Genomic DNA, 13,794 nt, shown 5'->3' with positions numbered 1-13,794 from the left:
GACGTTCGGGCGCGGCGCGGCCCGGCTTCTGCGGAGGAGCCACTTACCCCACAATTATTTCATTGTGGGGTAGCGGCGCTTCCGCTATCCTGCCCCACAGGAAAAAATCCGTGGGGTAGGGGTATGGCACAGCATCTTTCCGCGGTGGCGGTGGCGGCCTGGACCGATCTGCTGCGGCATCTCAAGGATGCCGCGGTCAGCGAGCTGCGCGGCACGCCGCGGCTGAAGAAGGTCGGGCAGAAGGGCTATTGGTACGACCATTTCCGCATCGGCGACAAGACCGTCGACCGCTATATCGGCGAGGACGGCGAGGAACTGCGCGCCCGTCTTGCCCGGCAGGAGGCGCTGCGCGAGGCCGAACGGCAGAGCCAGCGCGAACGCTCGCGGCTGATGCGCATCCTGCGGGCCGAGGGCTGCCTGATGACCGACCGCGGCTCGGGCCAGGTGATCTCGGCCATGGCGCGGGCGGGGGTGTTCCGCCTGGGCGGCACGCTGGTCGGCACCCAAGCGTTCCGCTGCTACGAGGGCGAGCTGGGCATCCGCATCGGCTTCGACCAGACCGCAATGACCGACGACATCGACATCGCCAGTTTCGAGCGGCTGTCGCTGGTGCTGGGGGACCAGGTGACCGAGCCGCTGGCCGAGGTGTTCCGCGACCTGCGCTTCGACCCCTTGCCCTCGCTCGAAGGGCAGCGGGTCTGGCGCTGGCGCCAGGGCGAGCAGCAGACGCTGGTCGAGTTCCTGACCCCCTGTTTCGACGGCACCGAGGGGCTGCGCGACCTGCCGGCGCTTGGCGTCTCGGCGCAGAGCCTGCATTACCTGAACTTCCTGATCGCCCAGCCGATCCGGGTGCCGCTGCTTTACCGCGCCGGCTTCCTGATCCAGGTGCCGCGGCCCGAGCGTTACGCCATCCACAAGCTGATCGTCGCCGACCGCCGGCGCGAGGGGCCCGATGCGCTGAAGGCGCGCAAGGACCGCGCGCAGGCCGAGTTCCTGATCGAGGCGCTGGCCGAGGAACGCCCCGAGGACCTGCGCGACGCCTATGAGACGGCGATGGGGCAGGGCCCGTCCTGGCGTGCGCGGCTGGCCGCGACGCTGGCGCGGATGCCGCATCTGCGCGACCGGCTGCAGGCGCTTTAGCCGGGGCGGAAATCGGCGGGCTTGATGCCGTGGCGCGCCAGCTTGTCGTAGAAGGTCTTGCGCGGCAGGCGCAGCCGGGTCATGGCCTGGGTCGCATTGCCTTGGGCCAGCCGCAGCGCCTCGCGGATCAGCCCGGCCTCGTATTCCGCGACCAGATCGGCAAGGCCCGGCGCCTCCCCGCCCTCCTGCGGCGGATCGAAGGGCGTCAGTCCCAGCGCATGGCTTTCGGCGAATTGCTGCAATTCGCGCAGGTTGCCGGGCCAGCCATGGCCGGCCAGCCGCGCCTTGACCGCGCCGGTGACCGGCGCCACCGGCAGGTTCAGCCGCGCCGCCGCCGCCAGCAGGAAATGCCTAAACAGCGCGGGAATGTCCTCGCGCCGCTCGGCCAGCGGCGGCAGGGTCAGGGTCACGCCCGAGAGCCGGTAATAAAGGTCGCTGCGAAACGCCCCCTCCTGCATCAGCCGTTCCAGGTCGGCGCGGCTTGAGGCGATGACGCGCAGGTCCAGCGGCCGGGGCGCGGCACTGCCGGGCGGCTGGATCTCGCGCGCCTCGATCAGCGCCAGCAGGCGGGCCTGCAGGGCCGGGGCCAGCGCGTCGATCTCGTCCAGATACAGCGTGCCGCGATGGGCGGCCTCCAGCCGTCCGGGGACGCGGGGGGCGCGGCCCTGCGGCTCGGCGCCCAGCATCTCGGTCTCGAAGCGCGCCTCGTCCAGCGCGGCGCAGGCGACATGGACGAAGGCGCGGGCGCGGCGCGGGCTTTGGCGATGGATGGCGCGCGCCACGGTTTCCTTGCCCGAGCCGCCGGGGCCGAGGATCAGCACGTCGCCGCCGGTCTCGGCCACCCGGGCGACGGTCTCGCGCAGATGCTGCATGAAGGGGCTTTGCCCGACCAGCCGGGTCTCGCGCGCGGCGCTGTCCTGTTGCTGGCGGCGCAGCGCGCGGTTTTCGAGCACCAGCGCCCGGCTGGAGGCCGCCCGCGCCAGCGCCGCCGCCAGCGTGCCGCCGCCGACCGGCTTGGTCAGGAAGTCGTAGACGCCCTGCTTCAGCGCGGCGACCGCCATCGGCACGTCGCCGTGCCCGGTCAGCAGGATCACCGGCAGGTCGGGGTCCAGCGCATGGATGCGCTCGAACAGCTGGAAGCCGTCCATGCCCGGCATGCGCACATCCGACAGCACCACGCCCGGCCAGTCGGGGCCAAGGCCGCCAAGCGCCTCGGCCGGGTCGGTGAAGGTTTCGGCGCGGAACCCGGCCAATTGCAGCGCCTGCAGCTGCGCCTCCAGAAGGTCGGGATCGTCATCGACAAGGCGGACAAGGCGGGCGTCGGGGGCGGGTGCGTCGGTCATGCGGCTTTCGGCAGGTCGAGATGGAAGGTCGCGCCTTCGCCGGCGCGCGGCGGCTCGGCCGCGAGGCTGCCGCCGAAATCCCGCGCGATCTCTTGCGAGATCACCAGCCCAAGGCCCAGCCCCTCGGGCTTGCTGGTGGCGAAGGGGGTGAAAAGCCCGGCGGCGATCCCCGGCGAAAGGCCCGGGCCGTTGTCCGAGACGCTGAGCCGCAGCACCGGCCCGTCCTCTTGCAGGGTAAGGCGGATTTCCGGGTCGGCCCGGCCCTCCAGCGCCTCCTGCGCGTTCTGGATCAGGTTGACGAGGATCTGCTCCAGCCGCACCGTCTCGGCCATGACCCGCAGGTCGGGCGGGATCTCGGGCAGGATCAGCCGGATGTCCTGCGCCCGGCGCCGGCTGGCGGTCAGAAGCAGCGCCGCGTCCAGCGCGTCCTTCAGCGGAACCGGGCCCAGCTCGCCCGTGGCCTTGCGGGCAAAGCCGCGCAGCTCGGTGGTGATCTGGGCGATGCGGTCGGTCATGCGCAGGATCTGGCCCAGGTTGCGATCCAGATCGGGCGCGCCCTCGGGCAGCATATGGCGGCCGTTCTCGGCCAGCAGGCGGATGGTGGCCAGGGGCGTGTTCACCTCATGCGCGACGCCGGCGGTGATCTGGCCCAGCGTCGCCAGCTTGTTGGCCTGCACCATCTCGCCCTGCAGCTGCGCCAGGCGCTGTTCGGCGGCGCGGCGCTCGCGCATCTCGTCGGACAGATCGCGGGTGCGCGCCTCGACCGCCCGTTCCAGATCGGCGCGATAGCGGCGCTCGGTCTCGGCGCGGCGGGCGGCGCGGGTGCGGGCGCGCAACCCCCAGAGCCCGCCGCCCAGCAGCAGCGTGAACAGGAAGCCGACCGTCCCCGCCGCCAGCAGCGCCGCCCGCGCCGCCTCGGCCGAAGAGGCGCGGACCCACAGCACCCAGCCCGCCCCCGGCACCTCGCGCCGGGCCGAGACCTGTCCGGCCGCGGCCGGCGGCAGCGGCGCGAAGCGCAGCCCGGGGGCACTTGCCAGGATCACCTGCCCGGCGGCGTCGCTGACCAGCGTGGTCTCGGCCGCCCGGGCCCAGCCCTGCTCCATGGCGTCGAATTCCACCTTCACCACGATGACGCCCAGCGGCGCGTCCCCGACGGGCACGTCATGCGACAGATAAAGCCCCGGCCGCCTGCTGACCGTGCCAAGCGCGAATTGCGTCGCCTCGCCCTGCAGCAGGGCCTCGCTGAAATAGCTGCGGAAACTGTAATCCGAACCGACGAAACTGTCGGGATCGTGCCAGTTCGAGGCGGCGATCGCCACGCCGTCGCGATTCAGCAGATAGATCACCGCGCTGCTGGTCTGTTCCTGCAACCGTTCCAGCTTTTCCGACACGCGCGAGACATTGGCCTGCGACGGCTGGGCCAGCGCCTGGCGCACGGCGGCGTCGTCGGACAGCACCGTGGCCACGGCCCGCTGCTTGGCCAGCACGCTTTCCAGCGTCTGCACCCGGCTCTGCGCGCTGACCGCCAGCCGCTCGGTCAGGGCCCGGGCGGCGCTTTCATGCGCGATGCGGAAGGTCAGCGCCAAAAGTCCCAGCAGCGCCAGCGCCACGGCAGCCGCGACCAGCAGCCGGCCCGGAGTGAGGCGGCGGCCCTCGCCTTGCGAATCGATGGTGGCGGCCATGGTTTCCTTTGCGCTGCGCTTGTGCGGATTTCCACACTAGCAGATCCGCCCTGTGTGGAAAACCACACGGATTTGACCGGTAATGCGCGACAAAAAGCCATGATTACAACGCATTGCTGTCATGCGCCGGGTTTTTGGGCGCCCGGGCCCGGGAATTTATCATGGCCGTCACATCGTCGTCATACGCAGGTCGGAGGAGGCCCCATGCACATCGACACCACGGCCGAGCCGGTCGCTCACGCAGCGCGGCCCTTTTACAGGCATCTTTATTTCCAGGTTCTTTGCGCCATCGTCGCCGGCGCGCTGATCGGGCATTTCTATCCCGAGACCGGCGAGGCGCTGAAGCCCCTGGGCGATGCCTTCATCAAGCTGGTCAAGATGATCATCGCGCCCGTCATCTTCCTGACCATCGTCACCGGGCTGGCCGGGATGGGCACGCTGAAGGGCGTGGGCTCGGTCGTCGGCAAGGCCTTCGGCTATTTCCTGACCTTCTCGACCCTGGCGCTGATCGTCGGGCTGGTCACTGCCAATGTCATCCGCCCCGGCGCCGGCATGAATATCGACCCGGCGACGCTGGATGCCAGCAAGGTCTCGGATTACGCCGCCAAGGCGCATGAATCCTCGCTGACCGGCTTTGTCATGGACATCATCCCGTCCACGATGACCTCGGCCTTCGTCGAGGGCAACATCCTGCAGGTGCTGTTCATCGCCATCCTGTTCGGCATCGGCCTGATCCTGATCGGCGACAAGGGCAAGCCGGTCGTGGCGCTGTTCGAGGCGATCAGCCATGCCGTGTTCCGCATGGTGGACATCCTGATGAAGGCCGCGCCCATCGGCGCCTTCGGCGCCTTCGCCTTCACCATCGGCAAATACGGCATCGCCTCGGTGGTGAACCTGGCGACGCTGGTCGGCACCTTCTACCTGACCTCGGCCCTGTTCGTCATCGTGATCCTGGGCACGGTCTGCATGCTCAACGGCTTCTCGATCTTCCGGCTGATCTCCTATCTCAAGGCCGAGATCCTGCTGGTGCTGGGCACCTCGTCCTCGGAATCGGCGCTGCCCTCGCTGATGGAGAAGATGGAGAAGGCCGGCTGCAAGCGTTCCGTGGTCGGGCTGGTCGTGCCGACCGGCTACAGCTTCAATCTGGACGGCACCAATATCTACATGACGCTGGCGGCGCTGTTCATCGCCCAGGCCACCAATACCGACCTGACGCTGCAACAGCAGATCCTGCTGCTGCTGGTCGCCATGCTGTCGTCGAAGGGCGCGGCGGGCGTCACCGGGGCGGGCTTCATCACCCTGGCCGCGACGCTGTCGGTGGTGCCCACGGTGCCGGTCGCCGGCATGGCGCTGATCCTGGGCGTGGACCGCTTCATGTCGGAATGCCGCTCGATCACCAACTTCATCGGCAATGCGGTGGCCACGGTCGTCGTCAGCCGCTGGGAAGGCGCGCTGGACCGCGAGCAGTTCGACCGCGTGCTGGCCGGCGAGGCCGGGGGCGAGGCCGCGCCGATCCACGACCTGCACGGCGCCCCGGCCGGGCTGCGCCTGAACGAGGCCAGCGCCGACTGAACCGGCCCATATCGCAGCAAGGGGGCGTCCGCAGGGGCGCCCCTTTTTCCGTTCAGGGCGGCGGCGCCGTCGTCTCGCGCGCCATCATCAGCGGCGCCAGCAGCGTCACGGCCGGGATGTCGCGCCCGGCGATGCGGTCCAGCACGATCCGCGCCGCCTTGCGGCCGATCTCGCGCTTGGGCTGGCGGATCGTGGTCAGCGCCGGGGCCAGGTGGGACACCAGCTCGATATCGTCGAAGCCGACGATCGAGACATCGCGCGGCACATGATGCCCGGCGCGCTGAAGGCCCGACATGAAGGCGCAGGCCATCTCGTCGGAAAAGGCGAAAATGCCGGTCGGGCGGTCCGAGACCGGCAGGGCCTGCCAGGCCAGCGCCGCCTGCTGCCCCGATTGCAGGGTGAAGTCGCCGGGAAATTCGGTGATCCGCGCATCGCCCGCCGCCTCCATCGCGCCCTCGCGCCGGGCCTTGTGCAGCACGTTGCCGGGCGGGCCGCCGATCAGGCCGATATGCGCGTGGCCAAGCGCACGCAGATGCGCCACGGCCAGCCGCCCGCCCTCGCGATTGTCCAGCATGACCCGGGGCAGGTCCGCGCCCTCGATCCATTCGCAGGCCGTGACCACCGGCGGCAGGTCCGCCCGCCCCGCCAGGTCGCCAAAGGGCGCCAGCCCGTCCAGCAGGATGATCCCGTCCGCCCGCGAGGGGTCGAGGAACCGGTCCAGCCGCCTATACCGCCCGCTATCCTCCAGCGTGTCGGCGACCAGCAGGTCATAGCCGGCCCCGGCCAGTTCGCGGCCCATGCCGTCCAGGATCTTGGCAAAGAACGGATTGCCCAGATTGGGCACCAGCGCCACGACGCAGCCGGTCCGCTGCTTGCGCAGGTTCCGCGCGGCGTGGTTCATGCGATAGCCGGTCTCGGCCACGGCCTGCATCACCGCCTCGCGCGTGGCCTTCGCCACCACCCCCGGATTGGACAGCACCCGGCTGACGGTCGAGGCCGACACGCCCGCGCGCTGCGCGACATCCGACAATCTGGCCCGTCCGGGCGGGGTCCGGCTTTCCATCGCCCAAGGTTACGCGCGCCGCGAGGGGCGGCGCAAGAAAATGTTGCAATCGATTGCAGACCAGTGCAGCCTGACCCTGGGGGAGAGAGGGAAACCATGCGGACCATCAAGGGACCGGCGCTGTTCCTGGCGCAGTTCATCGGCGAGACGGCGCCCTTCGACAGCTGGGACGGCATCACCCGCTGGGCCGCCGATTGCGGCTATCGGGGCGTGCAGGTGCCGACCGGCGACCCGCGCATCCTGGATCTGAAGCGTGCCGGGGACTCGCAGGACTATCGCGACGAATTCCTGGGCATCGCCCGGCAGAACGGCGTCGAGGTGACCGAGCTTTCCACCCATCTGCAAGGCCAGCTTGTCGCCGTGCATCCGGCCTATGACGCCGGTTTCGACGCCTTTGCGCCGCCCGCCCTGCGCGGCAATCCCGGCGCGCGGCAGGAATGGGCGGTCGATCAGGTCGCCCGCGCGATCCGCGTCAGCCGGCTGCTGGGGCTGGACCGGATGGCGACGTTTTCGGGGGCCCTGGCCTGGCCCTATCTTTACCCCTGGCCGCAACGCGCGCCGGGGCTGGTCGAGGCCGCCTTCGACACGCTGGCCGCGCGCTGGCGCCCGCTGCTGGACCTGGCCGAAGAGCACGGGGTGGATCTCTGCTATGAGATCCATCCGGGCGAGGATCTGCATGACGGCGTGACATTCGAGATGTTCCTTGACCGCGTGGACGGGCACCGCCGGGCGAACATGCTTTACGATCCTTCGCACTATCTCCTGCAACAGCTTGATTACCTTCAGAACATCGACATCTATCACGACCGCATCCGCATGTTCCACATCAAGGATGCCGAATTCCGCCCGACCGGCCGGCAGGGGGTCTATGGCGGCTATCAGGGTTGGGCCGAACGCGCGGGCCGCTTCCGCAGTCCCGGCGACGGTCAGGTGGATTTCGGCGCGGTATTCTCGAAACTGACGCAATACGGTTTCGACGGCTGGGCGGTGGTCGAATGGGAATGCGCGCTGAAGCATCCCGAGGACGGCGCGCGCGAGGGTGCGCGTTTCGTGCGCGACCACATCATCCGGGTCACGCCGCACGCCTTCGACGATTTCGCCGCCAGCCGCGTCGACCGAGCGGCCATCGACAGGGCGCTGGGGCTATGAGACCGGTTCGCCTGGGCATGGTCGGCGGCGGCAGCGGCGCCTTCATCGGCGCCATCCATCGCATCGCGGCGCGCATGGACGGGCGGTTTGTGCTGGTCGCGGGGGCGCTGTCCTCGGACCCCGCGCGTGCCGCGGCCAGCGCCGCCGAACTGGGCATCCGCGGCTATGGCGACTTCGCCGAGATGGCGCGGGCCGAGGCGGCGCGCGAGGACGGGATCGAGGCGGTCAGCATCGTCACTCCGAACCACCTGCACGCCGCCCCCGCTGCGGCCTTCCTGCGCGCGGGCATCCATGTGATCTGCGACAAGCCGCTGGCCGCGACGCCCGAGCAGGCGCGCGAGATCGCCGAGGCAGCGCGGGCCAGCGGCGCGCGGTTCTTCCTGACCCACAACTATTGCGCCATGCCCATGGTGCGCGAGGCCCGCGCGCTGGTGGCCGAGGGCGCGCTGGGGGAGATCCGGCTGGTGCAGGCCGAATATCTGCAAGGCTGGCTCGCCGACCGCGCCGAGGGCAAGCAGGCGGAATGGCGCACCGACCCCGCCCGCGCCGGGGCCGGGGCCATCGGCGATATCGGCACCCATGCCTGGCAATTGGCGCAATTCGTGACCGGCCAGACACCCGCCTCCCTGTCGGCCGATCTGTCCAGCATGGTGCCGGGCCGCGCGGTCGATGACGATGCGCGGATCGCGCTGCGCTATGCCTCGGGCGCCAAGGGCGGCATCTGGGTCAGCCAGGTCGCCGTGGGGCAGGAGAACGGGCTGTCGCTGCGGGTCTTTGGCACCAAGGCGGCGCTGGAATGGCGCCTGCCCGAGCCCGAGCGGCTGATCCTGTCGCCCAAGGACGGCCCGGCCCGCATCCTGACCCGGGCGCAGGACCGCAGCGCCTCGTCGCGCACCCCGCCGGGACATCCCGAGGGGTATCTTGAAGGTTTTGCAAATATTTACCGGGATATAGCGAGTATTATTCGAGGAGATTCCAGCTTGCTGGATCGCGTGCCGGGTCTGGAGGCCGGGCTGTCCGGCATGGCGTTCATCGCTGCCGCTCAGGCTTCCTCGGCGCGCGGCGGCACCTGGATCGAGGTCGGGCCATGACCGTGCTGGCGCTCGACAACGTCTCGAAACGCTTCGGCCCGATCGAAGTGCTGCACGGGGTCGATCTGGCGCTGGAACCGGGCGAGGTCCATGCCCTGATCGGCGAGAACGGTGCCGGCAAGTCCACGATCATGAAGATCCTGGGCGGGTTCCTGGACCCGACATCGGGCCAGATCCTGCTGGACGGCCAGCCCCTCCGGTTCGCCAGCGGGCCCGAGGCCGAGGCGCAGGGCATCGTGGTCATCCACCAGGAATTCAACCTCGCCTCCGACCTTACGGTGGCAGCGAATGTGTTCCTGGGCCGCGAGATCGGCGGCTGGCGGCTGGACCATGCCGCCATGCGGGACGCGACCGCCGCGCTGCTCAAGCGGCTGGACACCCGCATCGACCCCGAGGCGCGCATCCGCGACCTGTCGGTGCCCGACCGCCAGATGGTCGAGATCGCCAAGGCCCTGTCGCGCAAGGCCCGCGTCCTCATCATGGACGAACCCAGCGCCGTCTTGACCCATCGCGAGGTCGGTGCGCTTTACGCCCAGATCGACCGGCTGCGGGCCGAGGGGGTGGCGATCCTTTACTGCTCGCACCGGCTGGACGAGGTGGCGCATCTGGCCGACCGCATCACCGTGCTGCGCGACGGCCGCGTGGTGCGCCAGGCGCTGCGCGGCGAGCTGACCGAGGACGGCATGGCCACCGCCATGGTCGGCCGCGAATTGCAGGATTTCTACCCGCCCAAGGGCCAGCCGGGCGACGCGCCTGCGCTGGAGGTCCGGGGCCTGACCGTGCCGGGCCGGGTCCGCGACGTCGGCTTCACCCTGCGCCGGGGCGAGGTGCTGGGCATCGCCGGCCTTGTCGGGTCCGGCCGCACCGAACTGGCCGAGGGGCTGGTCGGGCTGCGTCCCTCGACCGGCGAGATCCGGGTCGAGGGCCGGCCCGTCGCCATCCGCAGCCTGCGCGACGCCTTTTCCGCCGGCCTCGCCTATCTGACCGAGGACCGCAAGGAGGCGGGGCTGCTGCTCGACAAGGGGCTGCGCGAGAACCTGACGCTGGCGACGCTGGAACGCTTCGGCGGCTGGCGGCTGGACACCAAGGCCGAGGATGCCGCGCTGGACAGCGCGACGCGGGAATTCGACATCCGCGCCCCGCGCCGCGACATGCCGGCCGGAAAGCTGTCGGGAGGAAACCAGCAGAAACTGTTGCTGGCCAAGGTGATGCTTCCTGATCCTCGAATCATTCTCATCGACGAGCCGACGCGCGGCATCGACGTGGGCACCAAGCGGCAGATCTATGCCTTCATCCGCAAGCTTGCCGCCGAAGGCCGCAGCCTGATCGTCATCAGCAGCGAGATGACCGAGGTGATCGGCCTGGCCGACCGCGTGCTGGTGATGCGCGAGGGGCGGCTGGCCGGCGAACTGGCCGGAGAGGACATGACCGAGGACCGCATCGTCCGCCTTGCCATGGGCGTGACCGGAGAAGCCGCATGAAGATCGACCTGCATACCCTTGGCCCGCTTGTCGCTTTGGTCGCCCTGGTGATCCTGGGCGCGGCGCTGAACAGCGCCTTCCTGGCGCCGGCGAACATCACCAATGTGCTGGCGCGCTCGGCCTTCATCGGGCTGATCGCGGTCGGCATGACCTTCGTCATCACCGCGGGCGGGCTGGACCTGTCGGTGGGGTCCATGGCCGCCTTTCTGGCCGGCATCGCCATCATCGCCATGAACGCCGCCCTGCCGACGACCGGCCTGAACTGGGGAACGGTCCTGATCGGCATGGGCGTGGCGATCCTTGGCGGCGTCGCCGCCGGATACCTGAACGGCGCGCTGGTCACCAAGGCGCGGATCGAGCCCTTCATCGTCACGCTGGGCACCATGGGCATCTTCCGCTCGCTGGTCACGTGGCTGGCCGATGGCGGCACGCTGTCGCTGGATTACGGGCTGCGCACGCTTTACCGGCCGGTCTATTACAGCGGGATCGGCTGGATCACCTGGCCGATCATCGTCTTTGCCATCGTCGCGGTCCTTGGCGAATGGACCATGCGCCATTCCCGCTTCGGCCGCCATGTCGAGGCCATCGGCTCGAACGACCGGGTCGCGCGCTATTCGGCCATCGACGTGAACCGGATGCGGCTTCTGACCTATGTGCTTTTGGGCGTGCTGGTCGGGCTGGCGGTGGTGCTTTACGTGCCGCGGCTCGGCTCGGCCTCGGGCTCGACCGGGGTTCTGTGGGAGCTTGAGGCCATCGCCGCCGTCATCATCGGCGGCACCGCGCTGAAGGGCGGGCGCGGCCGGGTCTGGGGCACGGTGGTCGGTGTGCTGATCCTGTCGCTGATCGACAACATCCTGAATCTGGCCGATCTGGTCAGCCCCTATCTGAACGGGGCGATCCAGGGGGTCATCATCGTTCTTGCTGTCGTCTTGCAGCGGGAAAAACGCACCGCCGAGGAGCGGTGACTGGGGAGGAAGCAACAAATGAAACGCAGAAGCCTGATGAAAGCCGCGGCCCTGATGGCGGCGATGGGGATCGCCGCCCCTGCCGTCGCGCAGGAGGCCGAGAAGAAGATCATCGGCGTGTCGATCCCGTCCGCCACGCATGGGTTCATGGGCGGGCTGAACTGGCACGCGCAGGACACGATCAAGCGGCTGGGTGCCGCCTATCCCAACCTTGAATTCGTGCTCTCCACCGCCGGCGACCCGGCCAAGCAGGTCAACGACATCGAGGACATGATGGCCACGCGCAACATCGACGCGCTGGTGGTGCTGCCCTTCGAATCCGAGCCGCTGACCGCGCCGGTCAAGGCGGTCAAGGATGCGGGCAAGTTCGTGACCGTGGTGGATCGCGGGCTGAGCCAGGAGGGGATCGAGGATCTTTACGTCGCCGGCGACAACACCGCCTTCGGCCGCGTCGCGGGGGAATATTTCAAGGAGAACCTTGAGCCCGGCGCCAAGGTCGTGGTGCTGCGCGGCATCCCGACCACGCTGGACAACGAGCGCGTCGATGCGTTCCGGGCGGCGCTGGAGGGGTCCGAGGTCGAGATCCTCGACATGCAGCACGGCAACTGGAACCGCGACGACGCCTTTGCGGTGATGCAGGACTATCTGGCGAAATATCCGCAGATCGATGCGGTCTGGGCGGCCGACGACGACATGGCCATCGGCGTGCTCGAAGCGATCTCGGCCGCGAACCGGCAGGACGAGATGTGGGTGATCGGCGGCGCCGGCATGAAGGAAATCGTCAAGCGCATCATGGAGGGCGATAAGCAGCTGCCGGTGAACGTGACCTATCCGCCGGCGCTGATCTCCTCGGCCATCGAGATGACGGCGCTGAACTTCGTGTCGAATGCGCCGATGACCGGGCGCTTCATCATCAGCAGCCAGCTCATCACCCCCGAGAACGCCGAGCAGTTCTACTATCCCGACAGCCCGTTCTGAACGGCCGGCCGCAGCCCCGCCAGCTTGTCGGGGTTGCGGGTGATGAAGATGGCGGCGACGCGGCCTTCCTCGATCTGCAGGGCGGTGGTCTGCAGATGGCCGCCGACGCGGCTGAGAAAGCCGGGCAGGCCGTCGATGGTGACGGCGCCCAAGAACTCGGGCGGGGGGCCGGGCTTGCGCGCCAGCCCGGCATAGAGCCGGGCGACGCGCTCGGCCCCCGCGATCACGTTGAGGAAGGCCACCACCTTGCCGCCGCCGTCGGAATAGATCCGCACGTCGCGGGCAAGGATCCGGCCCAGCACCGCCGGATCGCCTTGCCGGCAAGCCTCGAAGAAGGCGCGGGCCAGCGCCTCGCCGGTCTCTTTCGGAACGGCATGGCGGGGCCGGTCGACGCGCACATGCGCGCGGGCCCGTGCGGCCAGCTGCCGCGTCGCGGCCGGGCTGCGGCCGATGGTTTCCGCGACCTCGTCCAGCCTTTCGCCAAAGACGTCGTGCAGCAGGAAGGCGGCGCGTTCCAGCGGCGTCAGCCGCTCCAGCGCCATCATCAGGGTCAGCGTCAGGTTGTCGGCGCGCAGGCTGTCGTCCTGGGGCTCGATCAGCGGCTCGGGCAGCCAGGTGCCGGGATAGGACTCGCGCCGGGCGCGGGCGGATTTCATCTGGTCGAGGCACAGGCGCGAGACCACCCGCGTCAGCCATGCCGCCGGCTCGGCGATCGCCGTCCGGTCGCTGCGGTCCCAGCGCAGCCAGGCCTCCTGCAGGATGTCCTCGGCCTCGGCATGGCTGCCGAGCATGCGATAGGCCAGGCGCAGCAGCCGGGGCCGCTGCGCCTGAAAGGTTTGCGTGGCGCGGTCAGGCCGCATCGGCCCGTTCCGCCGGCAGGCCCATCGCATGGCGGGCACGCAAGCCGACCTGCACGCGGTTCCACAGGTTGATCGCGCCGATGGCCAGTGTCAGCCAGGCGCGCTCGTCCGGGGAAAAGGCCGCCTCGACCGCCTGCCAATCCGCGTCCGGCGCCCCGGTCTGGGCGATCAGCGTCAGCGCCTCGGTCCAGGCCAGCGCGGCGCGCTCGCGGTCGGAAAACAGCGGGCTGTCGCGCCAGCCGGCGACCATGTGCAGGCGCAGATGGGTCTCGCCGTCCTGCAACGCCTCGGCCGTGTGCATCTGGATGCAGAAGGCGCAGCCATTGATCTGCGAGGCGCGCAGCTTGACCAGATGCAGCAGTTTCGGCTCCAGCGGTCCGGCCTGCAGCGCGGCCTCGAAGCCTGTCAGCGCGCGATAGCCGGTCCTGGTGCGGTCGAAATGATCGGTCATGCGGGGTGTCATCGGGTTG

Annotated in this window: 12 protein-coding genes; 7 read left to right on the top strand and 5 right to left on the bottom strand. The window is 69.5% G+C overall.

The features are described from left to right. Positions 1-123: 123 nt before the first annotated feature. Complete coding sequence (locus tag PARJ55_RS0110400) at positions 124-1,140, top strand: GSU2403 family nucleotidyltransferase fold protein (RefSeq protein ID WP_028712981.1); 1,017 nt, start codon at positions 124-126, stop codon at positions 1,138-1,140. Here the strand turns inward: PARJ55_RS0110400 and PARJ55_RS0110395 are convergent. Continuing rightward, the gene (locus PARJ55_RS0110395; protein ID WP_028712980.1) at positions 1,137-2,483 is read right to left on the bottom strand and encodes a sigma-54 dependent transcriptional regulator; all 1,347 of its coding nucleotides are present in this window, start codon (positions 2,481-2,483) and stop codon (positions 1,137-1,139) included. The genes PARJ55_RS0110400 and PARJ55_RS0110395 overlap by 4 nt on opposite strands. Further along, the gene (locus PARJ55_RS0110390) at positions 2,480-4,165 is read right to left on the bottom strand and encodes an ATP-binding protein (protein WP_028712979.1); all 1,686 of its coding nucleotides are present in this window, start codon (positions 4,163-4,165) and stop codon (positions 2,480-2,482) included. Before PARJ55_RS0110390 ends, PARJ55_RS0110395 begins: the two co-directional genes overlap by 4 nt. A gap of 204 nt (positions 4,166-4,369) precedes the next feature. Between PARJ55_RS0110390 and PARJ55_RS0110385 the strand changes: the two genes are divergently transcribed. Then, complete coding sequence (locus PARJ55_RS0110385; RefSeq protein ID WP_028712978.1) at positions 4,370-5,737, top strand: dicarboxylate/amino acid:cation symporter; 1,368 nt, start codon at positions 4,370-4,372, stop codon at positions 5,735-5,737. Between the two features lie 52 nt (positions 5,738-5,789). On the opposite strand, the gene PARJ55_RS0110380 is transcribed toward PARJ55_RS0110385, so the two are convergent. Further along, entirely contained in the window at positions 5,790-6,800 is a 1,011-nt protein-coding gene (locus PARJ55_RS0110380; RefSeq protein ID WP_028712977.1) for a LacI family DNA-binding transcriptional regulator, read from the bottom strand. A 96-nt stretch (positions 6,801-6,896) separates the two neighbouring features. On the opposite strand from PARJ55_RS0110380, the gene PARJ55_RS0110375 reads away from it, so the two are divergent. Genes PARJ55_RS0110375 through PARJ55_RS0110355 form a run of 5 tightly spaced genes read left to right on the top strand, consistent with a single transcriptional unit; the run spans position 6,897 to position 12,464 of the window. Beyond that, positions 6,897-7,949 carry a sugar phosphate isomerase/epimerase gene (locus PARJ55_RS0110375; protein ID WP_028712976.1) on the top strand — a complete coding sequence of 351 codons (1,053 nt, stop codon included), beginning with the start codon at positions 6,897-6,899 and terminating at the stop codon, positions 7,947-7,949. Then, positions 7,946-9,040 carry a Gfo/Idh/MocA family protein gene (locus PARJ55_RS0110370; RefSeq protein ID WP_028712975.1) on the top strand — a complete coding sequence of 365 codons (1,095 nt, stop codon included), beginning with the start codon at positions 7,946-7,948 and terminating at the stop codon, positions 9,038-9,040. Before PARJ55_RS0110375 ends, PARJ55_RS0110370 begins: the two co-directional genes overlap by 4 nt. Further along, a complete protein-coding gene (locus PARJ55_RS0110365) occupies positions 9,037-10,521 on the top strand; it encodes a sugar ABC transporter ATP-binding protein (RefSeq protein WP_028712974.1) in 1,485 nt (494 codons plus the stop codon). The genes PARJ55_RS0110370 and PARJ55_RS0110365 overlap by 4 nt, the downstream gene beginning before the upstream one ends. Then, a complete protein-coding gene (locus PARJ55_RS0110360) occupies positions 10,518-11,486 on the top strand; it encodes an ABC transporter permease (protein WP_028712973.1) in 969 nt (322 codons plus the stop codon). Before PARJ55_RS0110365 ends, PARJ55_RS0110360 begins: the two co-directional genes overlap by 4 nt. An 18-nt stretch (positions 11,487-11,504) precedes the next feature. Continuing rightward, a complete protein-coding gene (locus PARJ55_RS0110355) occupies positions 11,505-12,464 on the top strand; it encodes an ABC transporter substrate-binding protein (protein WP_024843906.1) in 960 nt (319 codons plus the stop codon). Here PARJ55_RS0110355 and PARJ55_RS0110350 read toward each other — a convergent pair. After that, entirely contained in the window at positions 12,443-13,324 is an 882-nt protein-coding gene (locus tag PARJ55_RS0110350) for a sigma-70 family RNA polymerase sigma factor (RefSeq protein WP_028712972.1), read from the bottom strand. The genes PARJ55_RS0110355 and PARJ55_RS0110350 overlap by 22 nt on opposite strands. Next, positions 13,314-13,787: a carboxymuconolactone decarboxylase family protein gene (locus PARJ55_RS0110345; protein ID WP_028712971.1), complete on the bottom strand. Its 474-nt coding sequence runs from the start codon at positions 13,785-13,787 to the stop codon at positions 13,314-13,316. The genes PARJ55_RS0110350 and PARJ55_RS0110345 overlap by 11 nt, the downstream gene beginning before the upstream one ends. Between the last annotated feature and the right edge of the window lie 7 nt (positions 13,788-13,794).

The sequence above is a fragment of the Paracoccus sp. J55 genome (genome assembly GCF_000513975.1).
In the GTDB taxonomy this organism is placed as follows: domain Bacteria; phylum Pseudomonadota; class Alphaproteobacteria; order Rhodobacterales; family Rhodobacteraceae; genus Paracoccus.
Note: the sequence above shows the minus strand (reverse complement) of the source record. Positions and strands in the feature narration are given on the sequence as shown.

Coding starts and splice junctions, on each gene's coding strand:
- PARJ55_RS0110390 (WP_028712979.1), bottom strand. CDS start 4,165: ATGGCCGCCACCATCGATTCGCAAGGCGAGGGCCGCCGCCTCACTCCG.
- PARJ55_RS0110385 (WP_028712978.1), top strand. CDS start 4,370: ATGCACATCGACACCACGGCCGAGCCGGTCGCTCACGCAGCGCGGCCC.
- PARJ55_RS0110395 (WP_028712980.1), bottom strand. CDS start 2,483: ATGACCGACGCACCCGCCCCCGACGCCCGCCTTGTCCGCCTTGTCGAT.
- PARJ55_RS0110360 (WP_028712973.1), top strand. CDS start 10,518: ATGAAGATCGACCTGCATACCCTTGGCCCGCTTGTCGCTTTGGTCGCC.
- PARJ55_RS0110380 (WP_028712977.1), bottom strand. CDS start 6,800: ATGGAAAGCCGGACCCCGCCCGGACGGGCCAGATTGTCGGATGTCGCG.
- PARJ55_RS0110350 (WP_028712972.1), bottom strand. CDS start 13,324: ATGCGGCCTGACCGCGCCACGCAAACCTTTCAGGCGCAGCGGCCCCGG.
- PARJ55_RS0110365 (WP_028712974.1), top strand. CDS start 9,037: ATGACCGTGCTGGCGCTCGACAACGTCTCGAAACGCTTCGGCCCGATC.
- PARJ55_RS0110345 (WP_028712971.1), bottom strand. CDS start 13,787: ATGACACCCCGCATGACCGATCATTTCGACCGCACCAGGACCGGCTAT.
- PARJ55_RS0110370 (WP_028712975.1), top strand. CDS start 7,946: ATGAGACCGGTTCGCCTGGGCATGGTCGGCGGCGGCAGCGGCGCCTTC.
- PARJ55_RS0110355 (WP_024843906.1), top strand. CDS start 11,505: ATGAAACGCAGAAGCCTGATGAAAGCCGCGGCCCTGATGGCGGCGATG.
- PARJ55_RS0110400 (WP_028712981.1), top strand. CDS start 124: ATGGCACAGCATCTTTCCGCGGTGGCGGTGGCGGCCTGGACCGATCTG.
- PARJ55_RS0110375 (WP_028712976.1), top strand. CDS start 6,897: ATGCGGACCATCAAGGGACCGGCGCTGTTCCTGGCGCAGTTCATCGGC.